Below are 19,409 nucleotides of genomic sequence, written 5' to 3'. Positions count from 1 at the left end.
GTATGGTTTGAAGAGCAAAGCATTTCAAACGGAAAATACTCTCAAGAACCTGAAGAGAGCGGAAGAGTCCGCCGCTTCCGGGGCGGCTTTCTTTGCCGATGCTCTCGCTCCTGCCGCATGTTGCCGTGCCGGAGCATGCAGGGCAAAAGCGTGAATCGCAGGTTTTGCCTTGCGCGCTCAGGATTCGAGAATGCTTCTGATGATGCCGAGGGCCGCGGCGAGTTCTTCGCGGCTCTGAACGCCGCCGAGGGCAAGGCGCACGCCGTTTTCCGCAGCGCCGTGCCCCATGCGGAAGTGCTCCCCTTCGGCCACGATCACTCCCCGTTCCTTTGCCTGTACGGCCACATTCCTCCCCGTACGGGAATCGGGCAGGCCGAGCCAGCAGAAAAAGCCCGTGCTGCGCGACATGAGGGGAAATCCGTCCAGAATATCGCGGGCAAGGGCATTGCGTGCCGCGGCCTCCTTCCTTTTGGCGGCAAGCACGGCGTCCGCCGTGCCGTCCGTTATCCACCGGGCGGCAAGTTCGGCCATGAGCGGAGGCACCATGGAAATGGTGTGGGATATGCTGCGCTCAAGTTCGTCCAGAGCATGCTGCGGCGGGCAGAGATAGGCCACGCGCAGGCCACCGCCGAGAATTTCGCTGGTGGCGGCGATGAAGCAGGTTCTTTCGGGGGCGAGTGCGGCAAACGCAGGAGCCTGCGGTGCGGCGAAGGCAAGCGCGTAGACATCATCTTCTATGATGAGGACATCGTGCCTGCGGCATACCTCCACAAGTTCCTTCCGTCGGGATTCCGGCATGCGCGTCAGCGTGGGGTTGCGGCAGGAGGGCATGAGATAAACGGCCTTTACTCCGCCGTTTCTGCAGGCGTTTTCCAGTGCGTCCGGCAGCATGCCGCAGGCGTCGGTGCGTACGGGGACAAGAGGAAGGCGGAGCCGCCAGGACATCTGGCGCAGCAGCGGATAGCTCAGGCTTTCCGCGGCGATGCGGTCGCCCGGTGTGCAGAGCGTGAGCAGTATGGTCATGAGCGCATGCTGCGAACCTGCGCAGACAAGAAGGTCTCTGCCGGATACGGGCACCCCGTAGCGGGCCGCCCAGAGCGCTCCGGCCTCGCGGTGGCGTTCCATGCCCGCCGGGCGGTGATAGCTCTGGAGCCCGGCCACGGTTCCCGCATCCATGTCGTGCAGCATGCTGTTCAGCGCCTCACGCAGGGAAGGATTCAGATATTCAAAAGGCGCAATGAAGCCGAGGTTCATGCGGGAAGGTTCTTCCTTCTCCCCGGGCTGTCCGGCGGGAGTCTCTTCCCCGCGGGCAGGCCATGCCGCGGCGGGGGGCAGCGGGGCCGGGGGCGGCATGACGTCCACGTCCGAGGCTCTGGCAGCTACGATGAAGTAGCCGCGGGTTTCCTTTTCACCTTCGAGCAGCACCATGACCCGGGAGCCGCGGGCGAACCGGCCGTGGAAGACCAGGCGGTCTTCGTCCTGTCTCTTTTACACTTCTAGGTGTGTATAAGTGACAGGCATAGCCGTGCGTCGCCGTGCCCGTGGTGACGCCTATTTCGGTTGCCAGGGCGCGCTGTGTGGGCAGGGCGTCGCCGGGGCGGAACACCCCCTGCTTTATGCCTTCCTCAATGGCGTCGGCCACGCGCTGGTAGAGGCAGGGCGCGTCGGCTTCCTCATAAAGGGCGTGCAGCCTGTGAAGGCGTTCTTCTTTTTTGTTCACCGTGTGCTCCGAAGCTGTGCCGGGCATATCATGCCGAGGCAATATTTTTTTGTATCTGTGACAATATGTATTGTCTGTATATTGCAGCATTTTCTGGGCATCGGCAAGGCTGGGGCGTATATCGCCCTTATTCCGGCAGGAAGCGCAAGGGCGCGATGTTTCATAAGGCCGGAGAAGGAGCAAGACATGGAACAGGGAACCATACGACTGAAAACGGGACTGGCCGAAATGCTGAAGGGCGGCGTCATCATGGACGTGACCACGCCGGAACAGGCGGTTATTGCCGAAAAGGCCGGAGCATGTGCGGTTATGGCGCTGGAAAGAGTTCCTGCCGACATACGCAAGGCGGGGGGTGTGGCCCGCATGGCCGACCCTGCTGTGGTGAAGCGCATCATGGAGGCGGTGAGCATTCCCGTCATGGCCAAGGTTCGCATAGGGCATATGGCGGAAGCCGCCATTCTGGAGCACCTCGGCGTGGATTACATCGACGAGAGCGAGGTGCTTACTCCGGCGGACGAGGGGCATCATATCAACAAGCACGACTTCAAGGTGCCCTTTGTCTGCGGCGCGCGCAATCTCGGCGAGGCGCTGCGCCGCATAGCCGAGGGCGCGGCCATGCTGCGTACCAAGGGGGAACCCGGCACGGGCAACGTGGTGGAAGCCGTGCGGCATATGCGCATGGTCATGGGGGAACTGCGCCGTCTTCTTTCTCTGCCGGAAGAAGAGGTGGCCGCCTATGCCAGGGAAATCGGCGCGCCGCTGGAACTTCTGCATGTCGTGCGTTCCAGGGGGCGGCTTCCGGTGGTCAATTTTGCGGCGGGAGGCATTTCCACGCCTGCCGACGCCGCGCTCATGATGCAGCTCGGCTGCGACGGCATTTTTGTGGGATCGGGCATTTTCCACTCCTCGAATCCGGAGCGTTTTGCCCGCGCCATCGTGAGGGCGACCACCTGCTACAACGATGCCGACGTGCTGGCGGAAGTGTCGGAAGGGCTGGGCGAAGCCATGCCCGGCCTTGAGATTGCCTCCATTGCCGCAGAGCAGCGCATGCAGGAGCGGGGATGGTAGGCGCTCTTCATATCGGCGTGCTCGCGCTTCAGGGGGCGTTTCGCGAACACCGGCTGGCGCTGGAGAGCTGCGGCGCGAAGGTGACGGAAATCCGGCGGCGTCCCGGAGATTCGGCCTGCGCAGGGCTGGAAAAGTTTGACGGCATCGTTCTGCCGGGCGGGGAGAGCACCGTCATGGGCAGACTTCTTGAAGAAGAGGGACTGCTTGAGCCTTTAAGGGACTGCGCGCGCATGGGCATGCCCGTGTACGGAAGCTGTGCCGGACTCATTCTGATGTGCCGGGAAGTGGAAGATGCGGACGGTTCCCCCATGAAGCAGCCGGTGCTCGGTCTTCTGGATGCCAGGGTGCGCCGCAACGCCTTCGGCAGACAGACGGAAAGCTTTGAGACAAGGCTGGATGTCGCGGGTGCGGCAGGCGATATGGAGGCGGTGTTCATCCGTGCGCCGCTCATCGTTTCCCATGGGCCGGATGTGGAGGTGCTTTCTCTGGTGGATGGGCCTCTCGGCCGCAGTCCTGCGGCGGTAAGGCAGGGCAATCTGCTTGCCACGTCGTTTCACCCGGAACTTACGGCCGACAGGCGGATACACAGCTTTTTTCTGAATCTGTGCCTTGACGGAAGAAAAGGCGCAGGAAGCATCTGAAGGAATGAAAAGAGGCGGAAGGAGCAGATGCTCCTTCCGCCTTCGGCCTGCGCGCGGGCGGGAAAGTGAAAACCCGGCGAGGGGCGGGGAAGGCCGCCGTGGCGGCCTTCCCCGCAGAGAGGCTTAGCAGAAGATGCTCACGCCGGTCTGGTACTTGGTGTCTTCCACGAGCACCTTGATTTCGTACTTGCCGGAGAGGCCTTCCTTGCTGATGTTCTGCTTGATCACGCGGTCGTCTTCTTCAAGGTAGGCGCCGGAGCACATGGCCAGGTGATAGGAAGCGGCGGTGTTGATGAAGTAGCCGCGGGTTTCCTTTTCACCTTCGAGCAGCACCATGACCAGGGAGCCGCGGGCGAAGCGGCCGTGGAAGACCAGGCGGTCTTCGTCTTCCTCGATGTTGACCTGATGCCAGGAGTCGATGACCTGCTGGGATTCGGGCACGTCGGGGATGGTGTCGAAGGTGGGGGTCACATCGAGGTGGCCGAGGAGCTTGCCCTCGCCGAAGGCGGCGTTGTCGCCGTCATGGTAGGGGAAGAGCTTTTCGGCACGGTAGAAGTTGCCGTCCACTTCCATGGAGTACATGACCACGCCGTCCTTCTGTTCCACGGTCTTGGCGCAGATGTCGGTACCGGGTTCCTTCTTGGGGTTGATGAAGGCGCCGAGCTTGTCGGAGGCATAGCCGTCCTTCCAGCCGATACCGCCGGAGTGGATGAGGTAGTGGCCTTCGTCGTAGTATTCCACGTTGCAGATGTAGGGGGAGAAGAAGCTCTGGCCGAGTTCCTTGCCGTACTGCCACACCTGTTCGATTTCCATCTTTTCGGTGTCGATGCGGTAGCGCACGCCGCGGGAGAAGTTGTCGCGGTTGCGGATGTACTTTTCCTTCACCTTGGAGCGGTACTGGCCGTTGTCGAAGCACATGATGTCGCCGTCGGGGCAGACCACGCAGGCGTGCTGTTCATACTGCCAGTCGAAGTTGTCGAGGTCGCCCACGGGCTTGAAGAAGTACTTCTGCATGTCTTCAGGCCAGCCTTCGGGGTCGCCGATGATCCAGTTGAGCTTGCTGGTTTCGTAGTCGAAGTTCACCACGGCGTCCTGATGACGGCCGGAAATGGTGATGGTGTTGTTCTTTTCGTTGTACCACAGGGCGTTGTTGTGGAACCAGTCGTGGGCATCCTGAGAACCGGAGCCGCCCACGTTCTGGGGCAGGAAGGTCTTGTAGTCCCAGGTACGCAGCACTTCGCCGGTTTCACGGTCGAGCAGGGCGATCATGTCTTCCACGGTGCTCGTGGTGAAGTCCTGGGTGAGGGCCAGGATGTTGCCGTCGGGCATTTCGAAGTGGTCGTGGTGGTAGTTGCCCGGCATACGGTATTCCTTGTAGATCTTGCCGAGCAGGTTGAGTTCGATGAGGCCCGTGGAGCAGTAGGGCATGTGGCAGAAGCGGTGGGAACCGGTCATGATGTTGCCGTTCTTCACGCGCTTGATGTCGAACATGGTGTTTTCGGTGAGCAGCCAGCGGATGTCGCCCATGTAGTCGTAGGCGGTGGGCAGGTTCTTGCCGGCCGGGGTGAGGAACATGAAGTTGTTGCCGAAGTAGTCCATGGACGTGTTGATGTTGCGGCAGCGGCACACGTCTTCAGGCAGGGGCTGGGACTGGATGGAGAAGGTCTTCTTTTCGCCGGTGGAAAGTTCCACGGTCACGTCGGTGGCGATGCCCTCGTACAGACCGATGACCGGAATGAAATGATCGGTGCCTTCGGGGAAGGTATGCACGATGTTTTCACGGGCGTTGCGCTTGCCGTGAAGGGTCATGGTGGCGGAGGCGGGCTTTTCGCTCTTGAAGAGAATCAGCGCGCAGAGGGGGTTGATGAAGTAGGGGTTGACCAGAACATGGGCGTTTTCAAGGGTGGGCTTTTCCGCTTCGAAGGCCGCGAGGAATTCTTTTTCGGCACGGTTCTGGCGGGTGATGAGGTGGTCGCTGTAGGTGTGCATCACTTTGTTGCTCATGGGTTCGGACTCCTTCTTGAGTGTTGCGCGTGTTCTGGTGCTCAGGCCTTGAGCTTTTCGATTTCCTGAATGATGGCGGGCTTCTGCTTCAGGCCTTCGAGGCGGGAAACTTCGGCGCCGTCCTTCATGAAGAGCATGGTGGGGAAGCCCTTCACGCCGCAGCGTTCCTTGAGGTCCTGGTTGGCGTCGAAGTCGACGGTGAAGATGCGGAAGTCGGGGTCGTTCTTGCTGATGTCCTTCAGCACGAAGGAAAGCATTTTGCAGGGGCCGCAGGTCTTGGAATAGAATTCCACCATCATGACGCCGGATTTGTCCATGCTGTCATAGCCGGCGGTATCGATTTCCGTAATCATGGGAATGCTCCTTGAGGTTGTGGGTTGCGGGAAGGGCTTTTGCCGGTGAGAGCTTATCCTCTCAGTTTCTCTACATACTTGGAAGCGCTGTTCGCGGCGATGGCGCCGTCGCCGCAGGCGGTGGCCACCTGGCGCAGGCCTTTGACGATGATGTCGCCGGCGGCGAAGATGCCGGGGCGGGAGGTCTGCATGGCGGCGTCGGTGATGATGCAGCCGGTACGGTCGAGAATGCCGAGGTCGGCGCAGAAGGAGGCGGTGGGTTCAAGCCCGATGTATTCGAACACGCCGTCGCAGGTCACGGTGCGTTCCGTGGCGTCTTCCCTGGTGGACTTGAAGCGCACGCCTTCAAGCTTGTCCGTACCGAGAAATTCCAGAACGTCCTGATAGGGATAGATGGTCACGTTGGGCATGGCGCGCAGCTTGTCGCAGGCGGAAGGATCGGCCGTGAGGTCGAACATGGTGACCACGGTGAGCTTGTTCACGATGCCCGCAAGGTAGATGGATTCTTCCACGGCGGAGTTGCCGCCGCCGATGACGACCACGTCCTTGCCCCTGTACTGCGCGCCGTCGCACACGGCGCACCAGCTGATGCCCGCGCCGGTGTGGGCTTCCTCGCCGGGAATGTGCAGGCGGCGGGGACGGGTGCCGGTGGCGATGATCACGGCGGAGGCTTCGTAGACGGTGTCGTCTTCAAGGCAGACGACCTTCTTCACGTCGCCTTCGTCGATGACGGCGGTCACGGTCTTGTAGTCGAATTCCGCGCCCACTTCCTGGGAGTGCTCGAACATCTTGATGGCGAGTTCCGCACCGTTGATGGTGCCGAAGCCGGTGTAGTTGGCGATTTCGTTGGTGTTGATGATCTGGCCGCCGGGGGCGAGCTTGTCGAGCACCAGGGTTTTCATGTTGGCGCGCACGGCATAGATGGAAGCCGTGAGACCGGCGGGGCCGCCGCCCACGATGATGACGTCGTACTTGTCCATGGAGAGACTCCTTTTCTATGTTTCTGTTCCCCTCGGGAGAACGTTCGTTCAGGCAGGGCGGGCGCGTCGGACGCGCCCGGACAGGGTTAGAAAATGACCATGGCGAGCGGGATGCCGATCACGATGACGACGCCCGCGATGATGAGCGAGGAAGAGACGCTGTAGGTGACGATTTCCCTGGGAGAGAGCCACTGGCTGTTGCCGAAGAGCATGGCCGCGAAGGGCGAGGCCGCAGGGGTGCAGGCGGCGATGAGCACGGCGTAGATGAAGCAGGCCATGAGGGGCCCGGCGTTCATGCCGAAGGCGTTGCACATGGCGAGCAGCACGGGCGTGAGCACGAGGCCGAGCACCACGGAGTTGCAGAAGTTGGTGAAGGTGATGCCGAGCAGGATGACGGCGATGCACAGAGGCACGTAGCCGAAGCCGGAAAGGGCGTTGCGCAGCACATATTCCATGTAGATGGTGACGTTGGTGCCCTTGCCGGTCATGGCGTCGCCGAGGAGCATGGCCACGGCGATGAGCAGGAAGATGCGCCAGGGGTAGGCCGCCGCGGTTTCGCTGATGTCCGCGATGGGCTTTCCGTGCAGGTGTACGAAGCCCACGAGGAAGAGCGCCACCAGCGGAGCGAGCAGGGAATTCTTGGCGAGGAAGGCTCCGACGACATTGTCCTTGCCGATGATGCCGGGCAGCAGAATCCAGCACGCGAAGAGGGCGAAGGCGACGAGCACGCCTATCTGATACCCGGTCATGGGCTTGAGCGGTTCGCGGCGCAGCACCGCGGGGTCGAGCTTCAGCAGGGGGGAAACGTCCACGCGGTAGACGAAGCGCATGGCCGCCATGAGCAGGGCGATGGAAACGAGGGAGACGACGAGGGCGAAGCAGAAGTAGGAGGCCGCGGGCAGGGCGGGCACGTTCATGCCCGGATTCGAGGCGGCAAGGCCCCACACGTTGCCGAGCAGGAGGAAGGCGCCCGTCTTGAACGGGTCGGAAGCGAAGGAGAGCAGCGCCATGACGATGATGTACACCAGCATGACGGAAACGTACTTGTCGCCGCGTTTGAAGCCCACCTGGTCGAAGATGCTGTACATCACGGGCCAGATGAGGAAGCAGATGGAGGTCTGTTCAAAGAAGGCGAGCAGGTAGGAGGTCACCAGAATGACGGCGGTGAAGGTCCACGGGCGGCCTATGATGAAATCGCGCCGGAGTATCCACTGGGCGAGCCACGAGGATACGTTGCTTCTGATGAGGGCGGTGGCGAAGCACAGCGTGAAGAAGATCATCACCACCATGGGGTTGCCGAGGAAGGAGTTCAGCACCTTGGGCGCGGGCGTGAAGCCGCTGAAGGCGAGCATGAGCACGCCGAGGAAACACGGCCAGAGCGTATCGACGAAGGTCCACAGATAGACCACGCCGAGGAAGATCATGGCGTTGACCATGCCCATGCGGGTGATGGTGATGACGGCGTTGCCGTCCGCCACGGGAAAGCCCGCGGCCACGAGGGCGTCGCTTACGGGAACGACGAGGGAAGGGCAGGGAAGAACATGGCCCAGGAACATGAGTCCGATACCGATGACGGTATGGATGATGGTTCCCAGGGAAAGACTTTTGACGGGCATGCTTGCCTCCGGTTATGGAGCGGATCTGCGCTTGATGGGAAACAACGGAATGTTCGGAAAGCCGCGGGCCCTGCGGCCAGGTTCCATGCTTATGATGCCGCTTAACATAGGACGAAGGGAAACAAAGAAAACTAGTCTAAACTAGTGTTGTGAAGATTTTTTCTTGAAACGGGAAAAGGAGCCTTCCTTTCCCGCTCCGGGGCAGTGCCGCTTGTGCGTTTTTCGGGAAAGGGGTGTTTTTCCTCCTCGCTGCGGCCCGGATGGCGTTTTCGGGGCGGAAAAAGGGTTCATGCCGGTCGGCATGAGCATACACGAGAGCGTCGGTGCCGGGCAAGCTCGTCCGCACGGGAAATTTTTATCTTCGGGGCCGGCGTTTCTGCGGCGGCCTCATGCGCGTTCTGCGGCGTGCCGCCGTCTGTGAGGGAAGATGGGGAAGGGGGGCGCGTGTTTGGCGGGCCGACCGGCTCAGGCCGGATAGGCGCGTATGTCGGAATTCTTGTAGGAGAGCAGGCTCTGCTGGGAGGCCAGGCTCATGAGGCGCGCGGGGTCTTTCACAAAGGTGATGCCGTGTTCCCTGTCCAGAATGCCTTCCTTGCGCAGGGACTGAAAGATTTTGGTCACGGTCATGACGTGCAGGGAAAGGTGCCCGGCGATTTCCGTATGGGTGAGGTAGCGGGGAATGGCGTGGGGGGCATCCTGCTGCATGAACACGGAAAGCATACGGCACACCCGCACCGTGGCGGGCAGGGTGCAGTTGTTCACGGACTGCACGATGACCTTGAGCAGGTTGGCGGCAAGTCCCCGGATGAGCAGGGTCTTCACGGGTTCCTCGTCCATGTGGCGCATGAATTCCCTGTGGTCGGTGCAGATGAGGCGGCAGGGCGTTTTGGCGAACATGGAGAGCGATTCGTTGTACAGCAGAAAGTCGAAGGCCTCGTGAGGAATGGCATAGGTGTGGTTCACCGAGGGCATGAAGCTGAGCAGGTCGCCGGGCTCGAAATACACCAGGGAATGGCGTTCCCCCGTGGCGGAAACGACCGTGAGCGTCACGGTTCCCTCAAGCAGGTAGAACACCCGGTTGATCATGAGTTTCGTACCGCGCGGAACGGTGATTTCCCTGCTGAAGCGCATGAGGAAGTTCCGGCATGTTTCCATGTCGGGAAGGGGCGGCCTTTTTCCGCCGTCCGGCAGAGAACCGAGAGGGTTGTTGCCGGGAAGCGGAGGCAGGGGCATGGAGAAGCTCTTCATGATGCGGTGTCCTTTCCTCAAAAGGCGGGGGAACGAAACGTATCCTTCTCAGGATTCCATTGCGGGGATATTTTGTCAATTGGACGCCTTTTTCTGCATTTTCCTGCAGCTCGCAGGGAGCATCGCGGAAGCGCAAAAAAAGGCGGCCTTTTTTCAAAGGCCGCCCGCGTTTTCAAAAAAAAGCCGTTACTTTTCTTCCCAGGCTTCTATGCCGCGCCGGTCCGGGAGCTGTTCGGGGTGGAACACCGGGTCGGCTATGCCCGCCTTCTTCTGCGCCGAGTAGTCCTTCAGGGCGATGAAGGCGTTTCTGCCGAGCAGGGCGATGGCCACGAGGTTCACGATGGCCATGAGCGCCATGAACAGGTCGGCGAGGTTCCATACGAAGGGCAGATCGGCCACGGAACCGAAGGCCACCATGGCCACCACGAGCACGCGGAAGATGAGAAGCGGCTCGGGCCGGGTGCTGAAGAACTGAATGTTGCTTTCGCCGTAGTAGTAGTTGCCCGCAATGGAGCTGAAGGCGAAGAGAAAGACCATGAAGGAAAGCAGCACGCCCGCAAAGCTGCCGAGATGCGAGGTAAGCGCCAGCTGCACAAGTTCGATGCCGGTCTTGCCCGCGTCGGCGTAGCCTTCATAAAGGAGCACGATGCAGGCCGAGGCGGTGCACACGAGGAGCGTGTCCACGAACACGCCGAGCGCCTGCACGAGCCCCTGCTTTACGGGGTGGGAAACGAAGGCCGTGGCCGCGGCGTTGGGCACGGAACCCATGCCCGCCTCGTTGGAGAAGAGGCCGCGCTTGGCGCCGGTAAGGATGGCCGCGCCTATGCCGCCCACCGCGGCGTCGGGGGAGAAGGCCTGGGAAATGATGGTGACGAACATGGCGGGAATGTGCGTGATGTTCATCAGCACGATGACGAGCGCGATGAGAAGGTAGAGCGTGGCCATGACGGGCACGAGCCAGCTGCTCAGGTGGGCGATGCGCTTCAGTCCGCCGAAGATGACGATGGCGGAAAGGATGGTGATGCCCGCTCCGCCCAGAGCGCGGTCGATGCCGAAGGAGGACTGCAGGGAAAGGGTGATGGTGTTGGCCTGCACGGAGTTGAAGCAGAGCCCGAAGGTCACGGATATGAGCACGGCAAAGAGCGCTGCGGCGCTTCTGCTGCCGAGGCAGTTGCGGATGTAGTAGGCCGGGCCGCCCCGGAAGCCGAAGGTTTTCGGGTCCCGCACCTTGTATATCTGGGCGAGCGTGCTTTCCACGAAGCCCGAGGCCGCGCCGATGACGGCGATGACCCACATCCAGAAGATGGCTCCGGGGCCGCCCACCATGATGGCGATGGCTATGCCCGCGATGTTGCCCACGCCCACGCGCGAGGCGGTGCTGATGCAGAAGGCCTGGAAGGAACTGATGTGGGTGTGCCCGCCGTCGTGGCTCACGCCTTCCCTCAGAAGACGCAGCATTTCCCGGAACAGGCGAAGCTGCACGAAGCCCGTGCGGAAGGAGAACCAGAGCCCGAGGGCTATCAGCATGACGATAAGAACATACGACCAGAGGATGTCGTTGGAGAAGGCGATCGCCTTTTCAAGAAATTCCATGCGCAGACCTTTTTTGGAGTGGATGGGTGATGATTCGTGCGATAATTCACGATACGGAGGGAAAAGTCAACCTTCCTTCCGCATCGGGCGGCAGGGGGGGGCCTGCGCGTTTTTCCCGCCGCGCACGGCGCGGAAGGCCGCTACAGGGCCATGAGAAGCGTGCCCAGAGCAATGAGAGCGCCCCCTGCGGCTGCCTTGAGGGTAAGCTCCTCATGCAGGAAGACGACGGCGAGCACGATGGTGAAGACGATGCTCATCTTGTCCACGGGGGCCACCCTGGAGACGTCGCCCAGTTGCAGAGCCTTGAAGTAGCAGAGCCAGGAAGCTCCGGTGGCCAGGCCGGAAAGCACGAGAAAGACCCATGTCCTGGCGCTCACGGCGGAAGGGGAGAACTTCGCCCCGCAGAGGAAGGCCATGCCGCAGGCCATGAAGAAGACCACCAGCGTGCGGATGGCGGTGCCGACGTTGGAATCCACGCCCTGGATGCCCACCTTGGCCAGTATGGACGTGAGCGCCGCGAACACGGCGGAGAGAAGCGCGAGAACGAGCCACATGTTTGCAGTTTCCTTTTTCAGGAGAACTTTCTCATTTCCCGCAATTTCACAGAGTTTTTATAATTTACCAACAACTCCTATGAATACAATAAGTTATATTCACCCATTTTCTCTATTCTTCCCTCTCGTTCGATAACGTGTGCGGACAAAAATGGGGTTGGTGCGGACACGGTGCGGCACAAAAATTAATGAGAAAAAGATAGCGGACAGAACTGAACTTCCTCTGACTACCCGGCAATCTCTTAAAAACTTTGGGAGAGCTTTATGTCAGAGAAGAGCACCGGAAAACTTGTTGCGACGGCGTATCCGGGAGTATTCGCCCGTGTAAACCAGAAAGGCGAAAAATCGTTTTACATCCGCTACAGGACCGGGGGAAGAGGTTCAAAGGAAATTCGTGAACCCGTAGGTAAATCCTCGGCGGGCATGACAGCCGCCAAGGCGTCACGTATTCGAGCGGATCGAATAAACGGCAAGGAGGATTCCAATCATGAACGCAGGAGAAAAGAGGAGGAGAAAAAACGAAAGGCGGAACGCTGGACGATAGCACGACTCTGGGCTGCATATCTTGAAGCGACGAAAGAATCTCCAGGACGACGCCGTACTGATAGATCCATCTATAGTCGCTACCTGGAAGAGCGCTTTGGCAACAAAACGGTTGAGGAGCTCACCACGGAGGATATCGACAGACTATGTAAATATATTCTGAGGAAGGGGAAAAAGCCCGCGATGGCATGCGCGGTTCTTGGGCTGGTAAAGCGTCTCGCTAACTTTGGAAGCCGACGAGGCCTTTGTGTAAAGCCCCAGACACTTATCTTCAACATGCCCCGAGTGGATAATCAGAAAACGGAGGTCATGACGGATGAGGAGCTTATAAGATATGAACAAGCTCTTCTGGAGATAGAGGATTCATATCTGCGGGCATATCTGCAATTCGTTGCTCATACCGGCATCAGGCGTTCTGCGGCCATAGCTTTGCGCTGGGCGGATATCGACTTCGACAGAGGATTTATCACTCTTCGTGGCGTGTCCGCTAAAAATAAAAAGACTGCCTATGTCCCCATGAGCCAGTATGTTCGTGAGCTTCTGGAAAATCTTGGCCATGACAATGGGGCGTTCCTCTTTCCGCAATGGGCGCCTACCACCTATACTGCCAAAGCACGACAGGTTTGCGATAAAGCCGGACTTCCCAAGGATTTCCGTCCGTTGCACGGACTGCGTCACAACTTCGCGTCCCGGCTGGCGAGCTCAGGCAAGGTTGATCTTTACACGCTTCAAAAGCTGCTGACACATTCCAATCCCGTGATGACCCAGCGCTATGCGCATCTGGCGGATCAGGCGATGCTCAAGGCGGCGGCTGTCGCGGACGATGTGCTGACAGCTAAAAAATAACCGTAAAGAAACGCGGGCGGCCTTCCATGACCGCCCATGTTTTTTAGCTTATCACAATTTTTCTCTCGAAATGAACATTGAACGGATTGTCGTTCCAGAACGTGCCCTGATCCTCGGCATCGTCGGCATATTCTCCCAGACGCATGAAGCGGTAATCCTTCAGAGGTAATTCGCGCAGCAGTTGGGAGAAAAACCGGACTTCCTGGAAGTCCTCCCTGTCCTCATACCACTTCACGTTTTTCCAGAGAAAGATTTCGCCGCCCGTGCCGGAATCCACACGATGAAGATCGGCGGAGGATATGAAGCGTCGTACTTCTTTTGCTGTTGCACTCCGACCGAGTCCGCGCAGCCGTTCCTTCATGATCTCCCTGCCCTGTTTTGTGAGCATGATGCACACGTCGCTGTAATAGCCCATAAAGCCCTCCCGTCAGCGTTTATCCTGGAGAACGGCGATGATTCCGCCAAGAATGGCAATAAGAATTTCCACATAGATATTCGGCATGGAAGCCTCCCTAATGATTACGGCTGTGCAGAGTCTTCAGCAGGAGCGAAGAGAATGCGCCAGGTAATTCTGCGATATGTTTTATGGAAACAGAAGCCGGAATGACATGCTGAATTGAGTGGACGTTGTAGGCTATGCCGTAAACTTCCACACCATTGCTTTCGGCATCCTGCACGGCAGCAGTCGCGGCCGCCACGCTGTCGGGAAGTCCGTCGGTGAACACAATGAGGATTTTCCTTGTCTTCCGCATGGAACACAGCCGAGACAGCACACGCCACATGGCGGACGCAAGAGGAGTCAAACCATAGGCGGGGACATCAGGAAAGCCGCGACATATTCTCCGGCCGTGACAGAAAATGTCTGCCATAGCCGGAGAACATTCATCATAGAAGTCGGCGTCCTGCACGGGAAAGACAGATACTCCGCAGGAGATGCCTCGCAGTCCCTGTAATGCCAGGGCTATGGCATAGGCCGAGATGAGCTCTTCACGGACAATGGGAGTCGTGGAGCCGGACACGTCAAGCAGCAGATGCACAGCCGCAGACCTCATTCTGGCCGGAGCGTCCCGCAGGAACACCTTGCTTTCACCAAGAGCAGCAGTGTGGAGCTTGCGAGAGTTAAGCCTGCCGAAAACTGCCGCACGACGGCCTTCAAGAGTATCTGCCTGAAGCAGACCGGCGACTGACGTCCTGAGACGGGCCGCAAGGCTCAGCGTCTGGGTTACAGCTTCGGGAGGCATGTTGGGAAAGGTGCAGGAGGCAAGTCTTGCCACATGAAAGGAGTCGTCCACGGAACCAGCAGAAGCAGCTTCCAGTTCCTGCTTCAGTGTATCGCCGACGTTCATGGGCAGAACAGAGTCCGGTTCAAAGAGTGCAGAAAAGGGTGATACGCTGTTCGTATCACCCTTTATGCTTTCCTGAGTGTCTGAGCTTTCCGACGATGTTTCGTTTCTTTCGCCTTTTTCCTCCTGAGTGGTTTTGTTGCCATCGCTGTTTCCGCTTTCCTGTCTTTTCTGCGAAGGCGGCACATAGTTTTTCAGAATAGCAGCAAGCTGCCCGGCATACCGCAGAGAATCTTCCGTGCTTTGGCATTGCCTCCTTGCTTCATTCAAGACGGTTCGAAGTTCTCCTACAAGACCGGGAGCGTTTTTCTCCAGTTCCCGGCCGAGGCGTCTATATTCCTTACCCAGCATGGGTTCACTCCATGACCGCGCATAAAGCAGGCACCAGTTCAGAGGACAGACATCCGTCTGGCCTTTCAGAAACATGCGCCTTGTCAGTTCCGAAAGGTTTACGGCGCTGCCGACATAACGATTGGCCATAAGTCCCTCGACGCGAACATCCTCAAGCATGTTGAGAAGCCAATGCTCAACGTTGTCCCGGGCTCTACCGGCAACGGAGAAGTCCGTGAAAAAGCAATGCGCTATTTCATGGTCAGCATATCCTCTGACGACACCGGCAAGAGTTTCGTCCACATGCAATGGAAGTGACGGCAGATGAATAACCTTTCCGTTCGTGTAGGCTTCCGAGCCGCCTATTTCCACACGGATGCCGGTTCTTTCGGTAAGAGCCTGCGCAACAAGAGGAAGAGAGCTTCGTATGGATTCAGATGCGTTCATTACCATAACCCCTGACTTTCTATTCTGGCGGGCTTCCCCGGCACGGGAACTTTCCCCTGTTCGGGCATATGCAGCCTGTCCAGCAACGTTCTGGTCTTTTGGCCTTCAGCCATACGACCTGTGAAGTCCTCCAGAGCTTCAGGACTCTTCAGAAGACAGAGCAGACCAAGCAGCCTTGAGAGTTCCTGTCCCTGAATGACGCCTTTCGAGGGGAGTTCTTCAAGAGCCGCATGTATAAGTTCCGCCGCGTGACCGACCCGAGGCTCAAGAAATGCCAGCCCGGCCAGCTTGTTTTCCATGGCCTTCAGCGGCCCGAGTGCCCGTCGCGTAATCTGCTCTTTGTCGGCGAAGATGTTCCTGTAGGCATCGGCGGCCTGCCTTGCGATGTCTGAGAACACAGACTCCGCAAGGTGAACCACATCGTCGGCGATATTGCTGTCCCGGGCCATGGAAAAACGGAAGCTCTTCCAGTCGAAGCTCAGTTTCGATGACACGTAGTCAGCCGAAGGCACAGCGCGGGCAAGCATTTCCGCCCATTGCGGATGCTTTGCAATCCAGTCCTGTACGGTAGCATCGTAGGAAGCCAGAAAGGCGGCCTTTTCTGCCAGGAATTCCTGCTTCAGACCTTCGAGGCCAGCAGTGATATCCTTGACCTTTTCCTTCGGCACAAGCCAGCTTGAAGCTATGAACTTGATGCCGTGTCTGTCCAGAAGAGCAATGCAGCGGGCTTTCAATGTGAGGAAAACGCGCATCTTTTCCGGGGGACAGAGTTTCTTCGTGCCGAGATCCATGATTTCAGAGGGAGGAAGCTCGTCAGTGTTCACTCCGTAGTCCGTTGCCAGCATCTTGCGTTTGCCAGACCAGATGGTGATGGCCGGAGAGATGGCCGTGAGTCCGTTCAATACCTTGATATCGTTTGTCATGGTTTACTCCTTATTGTTGGAAATGCCGAAAATTCTCTGACAGAGTTCATGGAGAAGCGCTCTGCCTTCGCGTCCGGCCCGGAATCCCGCCGCTCTGTCCAAGGCATACAGCACCGGCGAGATGCCGGAAGACGCCAGGCTTTGATAACAGAGCGTGAGCTCACACCAGCGCAGCAGGGTGCGTGTTGACAGAACGATATCCACGCCCGGTGCATGTTCAGGATTATCTGAGGAGAGCATCGCCCGTACCTTGCCCGCCACTTCGACCATGCCCGAACGCACCTGTTCCGGCAGAGCGGGATACCGTGCGGCCAGCAAACGTTTTTCTTCTTCCGGGGCGGGATAGTCAGCCTTCAGAATGGTGAAGCGGTCCATGAAGGCCTGATTGAGCTGATTCGTACCGGTGAAGCGACCCGTTTCATCACCATTACCGGCGGTGTTGGCCGTGGCCACGAAGCGGAAGGTCGGAGCCGGAACAACAAGTTCGTTTGTTTCCGGTATCAGAAGAGGTTGATGATCAAAGAGCGTGTTCAGCATGATGAGCACGGCCGGGTTCACGGCATCCAGCTCATTAAGCATGAAAACGCCCCCTGCCCGCAGAGCAGCGGTAAGGGGGCCGTCCGAGAATTCCATATTCCCTTTTTTCAATGTGAGATGACCGATAAGGTCGCCTACCTCCAGGCGTTCGCTGCCTGTGGCTTCCCAGACAGGATAGCGCAGTCGGCCTGCAATCTGTCGGACCAGAGAGCTTTTACCCGTGCCGGTGTCTCCGAAGATGAACAGAGGATCGGGCTTCGCCTGCAGAAAGAACACCACAAGGTCTCTGGCAAGGTCGCCGAAGATAAAGTTTTCGTCTACGCCCGGGGTGTTCGGCGATGAGCTTTTAAAGCCTGTAATGGGCGTGTTGCTTTTCTGCCCGCTGAAGACCTCTCCTGCGTCGAGCTGCACGGTTTCATATGCCTGTTTCATAAAAACTCCTGTTAATGATTTGCATGTTCTCTCCACCACACCCGTCTTTCCGGCGACCATCTGAAGCCGCAGATGCGCAGTTCGTCCTTGTGGCTCATGGTTTTGCCCGAAGCAAAGACCAGTTTTCTTCCTGACTTTTCATCCAGAACTTCCGAGTACGTAACATCCGATATTTCCGGCAGATACGACGCAAATCTGCTGTCATGGCTCGCTGGATGCTGTGCTGTCTGCGCCGATACCCGGAACTCCGCGTCGGTGTCGTCGTCCACGGCGGCCATGCCGAGCAGGCTCATAAGGCCGTAGCGTCTGCCATAGCTCAGACAGGCACCGATCTTCTGAGAACTGTTCATCCGTCCTTCCTCTTCCGGCACGGGGATGGTGGTCAGGCCCATGATCCATTCCCCGGAAGGCGCATGAATAAGCCTTGTTTCCACGGTTACCGTTCCTGGCGAGGACGCCACTCCGCGCTGGATGAGCAATATGCCGTTGTCTCTGAAACTCTGGCGACATGCTTCCAGAACGCTGGCGAGGCTCGCGTATCTGGAGTTCGTAAACGGATTGGAAGAGTCCTTGCCGATGGGGCCGAGAGACTGCTGAGTCTTAAGCAGCGCCGGGGCTATGTTTGAGATGGAGTCCGAAGAAAATTCCATAATACACTCCTAACTTGTTGGTTTTCTTATTCTTATAACAAATAACAGGTCTTTTTTTTGCAAGTGCTGAAATTTTTTCGGAAGCCCTGCAACTTTTATATAAATACATTTTCACACCTCCGCAGACGGAGGTCGTTTCAGGAGTTTTTTATGATCGATAGAGCGAAGAATACCATCATATCCGGGGCAGTCAGGCAGGTGGATAAGACAGAGCTTCATGCCCTTGTTCAGACATCTCCTTCCCGCATGACAGTATCGTCACTCATCAGTTATTTCGTACGGTTTGCCGTTGCCCTCGGTCATGGCAATTTCAGAGAGCTGACGGACATGCAGCCGGAACAGGCTGCAAAAATCATGTGTGCTGCGTTGAGCTGTCGATCGGACGGTAAATGATGGCAGCAGACAACATGGAAATACAGAATCTGGAAGTTTCCCTGCCAGAGGCGAAACGTGACCAGACGACGCATATCAGGGTACGTTGCCATGAGCACGGGCTGACTCCTGTACTTATTGATGGGGAAAACTATGCGCAATGGCTGGACAGACTCTCGCATGCTTTTGGGACGGAAGAAGGGGAACTGGCCAGGTACATTCTTGAAAATCTCGCACGGGCGGACGATCGCAGGCCGTCTGAGACCACTCTGAATGCCCTGATATCTGCCGTTCGGGAAGCCCATCCTCGGGATACCCTCGAGCGTATGCTTGTCGTTCAGATGTTTCTTGCCGCGCATCGCGGCATGACGGCTCTTTCGCAAAGCTCAACTGCAACACTGCTTGAAGACAAGATATCCTGCTCTAAAATAGCCCGGCGCTTCATGTACCTCTATGCCAGACAGCTTGAGGCATTGCGTAAGTACAGAAATTCCGGACAGCAGACCATCACCGTAGTGCACGCGGACAAGGCCATTGTCGGCAACGTGGTCACGGCGGGAGGTACGGAGTGAACATGCGTAAACACCGGGGAGCTCCGCCGGGCAATACCTTCGCCCTCAAGCACGGGCTCAGAACTGCGGAAAGGCGGGCTGAAGCGGCGGAGCGTTTCCGGTTCTATACAGAGTGTCAGGATACCATCGCAAGGATAACGGAACTGTGCGGACGCCCGAAGAAGGTGGTCCGCAGGGAGAATAACCATGATTCAGAATGATTTGATGACTGTGAACGAGAAAGAAGCTGCCCGCATAACGGGCTTTTCCGTCAAGACGTTGCAGAACCGAAGGTATCTCAGGCTGCCGCCGACTTTTCTGAAGGTAGGCAGACTGATTCGTTATCGGATTTCCGACCTGCAGAGCTTTCTTGAGAGTTGCGTTGTGGAACCGGGCTCGGATCGTGGGTAGCTCTAAGAGGCCCTTTGCTTAGGCTCCAGACTCATTAATTGCCAAAAGGGTAAAAAGTTCTTATTGCCGGCATACGGAGAATGCCATGAAGGAATTTTTTATCTTTCTCATGAACAGATTGCTCGTATCAAACGCTACTTTCCTCGTTCCCATGGCATTCCGAGAGTCGATGACAGGCGTGTCGTCAGCGGCATTATCTATGTCATCAAGCACGGCCTGCAATTGAAAGATGCCCCGCACGAGTATG

The 19,409-nt window shown here is 58.1% G+C and carries 21 protein-coding genes; 7 read left to right on the top strand and 14 right to left on the bottom strand.

What is annotated here, in order from left to right; genetic code table 11:
- Window positions 1-177: 177 nt before the first annotated feature.
- On the bottom strand, window positions 178-1,428 hold the full coding sequence (locus tag CZ345_RS12885) for an aminotransferase-like domain-containing protein (protein WP_077073508.1): 1,251 nt from the start codon (window positions 1,426-1,428) through the stop codon (window positions 178-180).
- On the bottom strand, window positions 1,409-1,747 hold the full coding sequence (locus tag CZ345_RS17745; RefSeq protein WP_077073507.1) for a GntR family transcriptional regulator: 339 nt from the start codon (window positions 1,745-1,747) through the stop codon (window positions 1,409-1,411). The genes CZ345_RS12885 and CZ345_RS17745 overlap by 20 nt, the downstream gene beginning before the upstream one ends.
- A 159-nt stretch (window positions 1,748-1,906) precedes the next feature.
- Here CZ345_RS17745 and pdxS point away from each other — a divergent pair, with 159 nt between their 5' ends.
- The gene (gene pdxS / locus CZ345_RS12875; protein ID WP_077073506.1) at window positions 1,907-2,788 is read left to right on the top strand and encodes a pyridoxal 5'-phosphate synthase lyase subunit PdxS; all 882 of its coding nucleotides are present in this window, start codon (window positions 1,907-1,909) and stop codon (window positions 2,786-2,788) included.
- Window positions 2,782-3,429: a pyridoxal 5'-phosphate synthase glutaminase subunit PdxT gene (pdxT, locus tag CZ345_RS12870; protein WP_077073505.1), complete on the top strand. Its 648-nt coding sequence runs from the start codon at window positions 2,782-2,784 to the stop codon at window positions 3,427-3,429. Before pdxS ends, pdxT begins: the two co-directional genes overlap by 7 nt.
- A gap of 123 nt (window positions 3,430-3,552) precedes the next feature.
- Here the strand turns inward: pdxT and CZ345_RS12865 are convergent, their stop codons facing one another.
- The 7 genes from CZ345_RS12865 to CZ345_RS12835 form a co-directional block, all read right to left on the bottom strand.
- The gene (locus CZ345_RS12865) at window positions 3,553-5,433 is read right to left on the bottom strand and encodes an aryl-sulfate sulfotransferase (protein ID WP_077073504.1); all 1,881 of its coding nucleotides are present in this window, start codon (window positions 5,431-5,433) and stop codon (window positions 3,553-3,555) included.
- 41 nt (window positions 5,434-5,474) lie between these two features.
- The gene (locus tag CZ345_RS12860; protein WP_077073503.1) at window positions 5,475-5,786 is read right to left on the bottom strand and encodes a thioredoxin family protein; all 312 of its coding nucleotides are present in this window, start codon (window positions 5,784-5,786) and stop codon (window positions 5,475-5,477) included.
- A 53-nt stretch (window positions 5,787-5,839) separates the two neighbouring features.
- Complete coding sequence (locus CZ345_RS12855; RefSeq protein WP_077073502.1) at window positions 5,840-6,766, bottom strand: NAD(P)/FAD-dependent oxidoreductase; 927 nt, start codon at window positions 6,764-6,766, stop codon at window positions 5,840-5,842.
- An 86-nt stretch (window positions 6,767-6,852) separates the two neighbouring features.
- Window positions 6,853-8,382 (bottom strand): SLC13 family permease, encoded by a 1,530-nt coding sequence (locus tag CZ345_RS12850; protein ID WP_077073501.1) that lies wholly within the window; start codon window positions 8,380-8,382, stop codon window positions 6,853-6,855.
- A gap of 465 nt (window positions 8,383-8,847) precedes the next feature.
- Window positions 8,848-9,630 carry a Crp/Fnr family transcriptional regulator gene (locus CZ345_RS12845; RefSeq protein WP_077073500.1) on the bottom strand — a complete coding sequence of 261 codons (783 nt, stop codon included), beginning with the start codon at window positions 9,628-9,630 and terminating at the stop codon, window positions 8,848-8,850.
- Window positions 9,631-9,816: 186 nt separating this feature from the next.
- Entirely contained in the window at window positions 9,817-11,223 is a 1,407-nt protein-coding gene (locus CZ345_RS12840; RefSeq protein WP_077073499.1) for an alanine/glycine:cation symporter family protein, read from the bottom strand.
- A gap of 140 nt (window positions 11,224-11,363) precedes the next feature.
- A complete protein-coding gene (locus tag CZ345_RS12835; protein WP_077073498.1) occupies window positions 11,364-11,777 on the bottom strand; it encodes an EamA family transporter in 414 nt (137 codons plus the stop codon).
- Between the two features lie 264 nt (window positions 11,778-12,041).
- Between CZ345_RS12835 and CZ345_RS12830 the strand changes: the two genes are divergently transcribed.
- Window positions 12,042-13,166: a tyrosine-type recombinase/integrase gene (locus CZ345_RS12830; RefSeq protein WP_077073497.1), complete on the top strand. Its 1,125-nt coding sequence runs from the start codon at window positions 12,042-12,044 to the stop codon at window positions 13,164-13,166.
- 43 nt (window positions 13,167-13,209) lie between these two features.
- Here the strand turns inward: CZ345_RS12830 and CZ345_RS12825 are convergent, their stop codons facing one another.
- The 5 genes from CZ345_RS12825 to CZ345_RS12805 all read right to left on the bottom strand — a co-directional run bounded on the left by CZ345_RS12825 (window position 13,210) and on the right by CZ345_RS12805 (window position 17,828).
- Complete coding sequence (locus CZ345_RS12825; RefSeq protein WP_077073496.1) at window positions 13,210-13,581, bottom strand: hypothetical protein; 372 nt, start codon at window positions 13,579-13,581, stop codon at window positions 13,210-13,212.
- Window positions 13,582-13,678: 97 nt separating this feature from the next.
- Window positions 13,679-15,286, bottom strand: coding sequence for a hypothetical protein (locus CZ345_RS12820; protein ID WP_077073495.1), 1,608 nt, complete (start codon window positions 15,284-15,286; stop codon window positions 13,679-13,681).
- Entirely contained in the window at window positions 15,286-16,209 is a 924-nt protein-coding gene (locus tag CZ345_RS12815; protein ID WP_077073494.1) for a DUF3150 domain-containing protein, read from the bottom strand. The genes CZ345_RS12820 and CZ345_RS12815 overlap by 1 nt, the downstream gene beginning before the upstream one ends.
- A 3-nt stretch (window positions 16,210-16,212) precedes the next feature.
- Window positions 16,213-17,178: an AAA family ATPase gene (locus CZ345_RS12810; protein ID WP_077073493.1), complete on the bottom strand. Its 966-nt coding sequence runs from the start codon at window positions 17,176-17,178 to the stop codon at window positions 16,213-16,215.
- A gap of 11 nt (window positions 17,179-17,189) precedes the next feature.
- The gene (locus tag CZ345_RS12805; protein WP_077073492.1) at window positions 17,190-17,828 is read right to left on the bottom strand and encodes an ERF family protein; all 639 of its coding nucleotides are present in this window, start codon (window positions 17,826-17,828) and stop codon (window positions 17,190-17,192) included.
- Window positions 17,829-17,978: 150 nt separating this feature from the next.
- Between CZ345_RS12805 and CZ345_RS12800 the strand changes: the two genes are divergently transcribed.
- From CZ345_RS12800 to CZ345_RS17220, 4 genes are all read left to right on the top strand, one after another.
- Window positions 17,979-18,221 (top strand): hypothetical protein, encoded by a 243-nt coding sequence (locus tag CZ345_RS12800; RefSeq protein ID WP_077073491.1) that lies wholly within the window; start codon window positions 17,979-17,981, stop codon window positions 18,219-18,221.
- Window positions 18,222-18,235: 14 nt separating this feature from the next.
- Window positions 18,236-18,772: a hypothetical protein gene (locus CZ345_RS12795; protein ID WP_144277355.1), complete on the top strand. Its 537-nt coding sequence runs from the start codon at window positions 18,236-18,238 to the stop codon at window positions 18,770-18,772.
- Window positions 18,773-18,958: 186 nt separating this feature from the next.
- The gene (locus tag CZ345_RS12785) at window positions 18,959-19,162 is read left to right on the top strand and encodes a helix-turn-helix domain-containing protein (RefSeq protein ID WP_077073488.1); all 204 of its coding nucleotides are present in this window, start codon (window positions 18,959-18,961) and stop codon (window positions 19,160-19,162) included.
- Between the two features lie 93 nt (window positions 19,163-19,255).
- Window positions 19,256-19,409, top strand: a 154-nt coding sequence (locus CZ345_RS17220) for a transposase (RefSeq protein ID WP_275425395.1), incomplete at its 3' end; no start/stop codon positions are given.

It is taken from the genome of Mailhella massiliensis (assembly GCF_900155525.1).
GTDB classification, from domain to species: Bacteria; Desulfobacterota; Desulfovibrionia; order Desulfovibrionales; family Desulfovibrionaceae; genus Mailhella; species Mailhella massiliensis.
Note: the sequence above shows the minus strand (reverse complement) of the source record. Positions and strands in the feature narration are given on the sequence as shown.

Coding starts and splice junctions, on each gene's coding strand:
- CZ345_RS12815 (WP_077073494.1), bottom strand. CDS start 16,209: ATGACAAACGATATCAAGGTATTGAACGGACTCACGGCCATCTCTCCG.
- CZ345_RS12820 (WP_077073495.1), bottom strand. CDS start 15,286: ATGAACGCATCTGAATCCATACGAAGCTCTCTTCCTCTTGTTGCGCAG.
- CZ345_RS12885 (WP_077073508.1), bottom strand. CDS start 1,428: ATGGTGCTGCTCGAAGGTGAAAAGGAAACCCGCGGCTACTTCATCGTA.
- CZ345_RS12850 (WP_077073501.1), bottom strand. CDS start 8,382: ATGCCCGTCAAAAGTCTTTCCCTGGGAACCATCATCCATACCGTCATC.
- CZ345_RS12855 (WP_077073502.1), bottom strand. CDS start 6,766: ATGGACAAGTACGACGTCATCATCGTGGGCGGCGGCCCCGCCGGTCTC.
- pdxS (WP_077073506.1), top strand. CDS start 1,907: ATGGAACAGGGAACCATACGACTGAAAACGGGACTGGCCGAAATGCTG.
- CZ345_RS12805 (WP_077073492.1), bottom strand. CDS start 17,828: ATGGAATTTTCTTCGGACTCCATCTCAAACATAGCCCCGGCGCTGCTT.
- CZ345_RS12840 (WP_077073499.1), bottom strand. CDS start 11,223: ATGGAATTTCTTGAAAAGGCGATCGCCTTCTCCAACGACATCCTCTGG.
- pdxT (WP_077073505.1), top strand. CDS start 2,782: ATGGTAGGCGCTCTTCATATCGGCGTGCTCGCGCTTCAGGGGGCGTTT.
- CZ345_RS12825 (WP_077073496.1), bottom strand. CDS start 13,581: ATGGGCTATTACAGCGACGTGTGCATCATGCTCACAAAACAGGGCAGG.
- CZ345_RS12865 (WP_077073504.1), bottom strand. CDS start 5,433: ATGAGCAACAAAGTGATGCACACCTACAGCGACCACCTCATCACCCGC.
- CZ345_RS12800 (WP_077073491.1), top strand. CDS start 17,979: ATGATCGATAGAGCGAAGAATACCATCATATCCGGGGCAGTCAGGCAG.
- CZ345_RS12810 (WP_077073493.1), bottom strand. CDS start 17,178: ATGAAACAGGCATATGAAACCGTGCAGCTCGACGCAGGAGAGGTCTTC.
- CZ345_RS12845 (WP_077073500.1), bottom strand. CDS start 9,630: ATGAAGAGCTTCTCCATGCCCCTGCCTCCGCTTCCCGGCAACAACCCT.
- CZ345_RS12835 (WP_077073498.1), bottom strand. CDS start 11,777: ATGTGGCTCGTTCTCGCGCTTCTCTCCGCCGTGTTCGCGGCGCTCACG.
- CZ345_RS12795 (WP_144277355.1), top strand. CDS start 18,236: ATGGAAATACAGAATCTGGAAGTTTCCCTGCCAGAGGCGAAACGTGAC.
- CZ345_RS12830 (WP_077073497.1), top strand. CDS start 12,042: ATGTCAGAGAAGAGCACCGGAAAACTTGTTGCGACGGCGTATCCGGGA.
- CZ345_RS12785 (WP_077073488.1), top strand. CDS start 18,959: ATGATTCAGAATGATTTGATGACTGTGAACGAGAAAGAAGCTGCCCGC.
- CZ345_RS17745 (WP_077073507.1), bottom strand. CDS start 1,747: ATGCCCGGCACAGCTTCGGAGCACACGGTGAACAAAAAAGAAGAACGC.
- CZ345_RS12860 (WP_077073503.1), bottom strand. CDS start 5,786: ATGATTACGGAAATCGATACCGCCGGCTATGACAGCATGGACAAATCC.